Below are 1,881 nucleotides of genomic sequence, written 5' to 3' on the forward strand. Positions count from 1 at the left end.
GGCCCGCAGCCCGGCGAGCAGCAACCCGAGCAACCGACCGCGCACGGCGTCGGTCAGTTCGTCGGGGATGTCGGCGTGCTGGCGGATGAGGACGCCGACGATGACGATGATGTCCCCGATCCCGATGTCCGCGCGCAGCGTCCCCTGCTCCTGCGCGGTCTCGATGATGTGGTTGAGCGCCTGGTGCATGCCCTGCCGGGCCTCCAGCAGCTCGGGGTTCTGCTTGAGCACGTCGACCAGTTGCCTGCCGTACACCGCGAGCAGACCTGCGGTCCGCTCCTCGATGCTGCGGTTCATGAAGCCGACCAGCGCCTGCCAGCCGTCCCGCCCCTCGGCCAGTTCGGCCTCGGCCAGCTCGGCCTGACGCCTCATGCTGTCCGCGAGCACCGCGCGGATCAGCGCGTCCCGGTCGGGGAACCGCCGGTAGAGCGTGCCGACGCCGACGCCCGCCTCACGGGCGATCTGCTCCATCGGCAGCTTCGTCCCGCGCTCGGCGAACAGGGTGCGGGCCCGGTCGATGATCTGGTCCCGCTTGCGCCGCGCGTCAGTCCTGATCTCCATTGCTCCCCAACTCTCCGGGACACCCGAGGGTCACCGACGGTGATAGTGGACGGTTTTCTTCCACGTTGGTACGGTACTCCCATCTAAGTGGAAGAAATCCTTCCGCTTTCTTCCTCTCCCGATGGAGCCGTCCGATGAGCACCGATGGTGAACCCGTGTCCTTCCCGCTGCGCCGGACCTGCCCGTTCGCGCTGCCCGCCGAGTACGCCCGGCTCCGCGACGAGGACCCGGTCCCGCGCGCCGTCCTGCCCACCGGGCGGACCACCCGACTGGTCACCCGGCACGCCGACGTCCGCGAGGCGCTGTCGCACCCGCTGGTCAGCCCGGACCGCAACCGCCCCGGTTTCCCGCTGCCCGCCGCGTTCCCGCCGGAGACGCTGCGCAAGCTCAACCTGTCGCTGCTCGGCATGGACCCGCCCGGGCACACCTGGCTGCGCCGCCTGGTGATCAGCGAGTTCACCCACAAGCGGATGAAGGCGCTGCGCCCGCACGTCCAGGCGATCGTCGACAGGTGCGTCGACGACGTGCTGGCCTCCGGGCCACCGGTGGACCTGGTCCAGGCGCTGTCGCTGCCGGTGCCCTCGCTGACCGTCTGCGAACTGCTCGGTGTCCCGTACGCCGACCACGAGTTCTTCCAGTCGCGCGCCACTACCATGGTCAACCGCGACGCCGACCTCACCGAGCGGACCCGCGCCAACGCCGAGTTCGTGTCCTACGTCGACGGGCTGGTCACGGACAAGGAGCCCGCACCACCCGACGACCTGATCGGCCGGCTGATCAACCGCATGAGGGCGGCCGACCGGTACGACCACGAGACGGTGGTGGCCCTGGCCCGGCTGCTGCTGATCGCCGGGCACGAGAGCACCGCCAACATGATCTCCCTGTCCGCGGTGGCGCTGCTGGAGCACCCCGAACTGCTGACCGAGCTGGAGAACGAGCCCGACCTCGCGCCGCGCGCGGTGGAGGAGCTGCTGCGGTTCTTCAGCGTCTCCGACGTGGTGACCGCGCGTGCCGTGCTGGACGACATCGAGATCGGCGGCGTCACGATCCGGCGGGACGAGGGGCTGATCGCGCTCACCGCCGCGGCCAACCGGGACGAAGCGGTGTTCGACTCGCCTGATCGCCTTGACTTCCATCGCGACTCGCGCTCCCACCTCGCGTTCGGCTTCGGGGTGCACCAGTGCCTCGGCCAGAACCTGGCCAGGGTCGAACTGGAGGTCGTGCTCACCACCCTGTGAAAACGGCCCACTCCGGCACCCGGCCCGCCTCCTGCAACCTGGCGAAGTCCTCGGCCCGCGCGGGGTCCCGGTCGTGCACGTG

The 1,881-nt window shown here is 70.2% G+C and carries 2 protein-coding genes; one reads left to right on the forward strand and one right to left on the reverse strand.

Features of this window, described 5'->3' with window-relative positions; translation table 11 throughout:
- A partial coding sequence (locus AB0G02_RS37780; RefSeq protein WP_360804581.1) for a helix-turn-helix domain-containing protein occupies window positions 1-561 on the reverse strand: 561 nt, incomplete at its 3' end.
- A gap of 134 nt (window positions 562-695) precedes the next feature.
- Between AB0G02_RS37780 and AB0G02_RS37785 the strand changes: the two genes are divergently transcribed.
- A complete protein-coding gene (locus tag AB0G02_RS37785) occupies window positions 696-1,799 on the forward strand; it encodes a cytochrome P450 (RefSeq protein ID WP_360804584.1) in 1,104 nt (367 codons plus the stop codon).
- Window positions 1,800-1,881 lie beyond the last annotated feature (82 nt).

Source organism: Actinosynnema sp. NPDC023658 (genome assembly GCF_040639995.1).
In the GTDB taxonomy this organism is placed as follows: domain Bacteria; phylum Actinomycetota; class Actinomycetes; order Mycobacteriales; family Pseudonocardiaceae; genus Actinosynnema.

Coding starts and splice junctions, on each gene's coding strand:
- AB0G02_RS37785 (WP_360804584.1), top strand. CDS start 696: ATGAGCACCGATGGTGAACCCGTGTCCTTCCCGCTGCGCCGGACCTGC.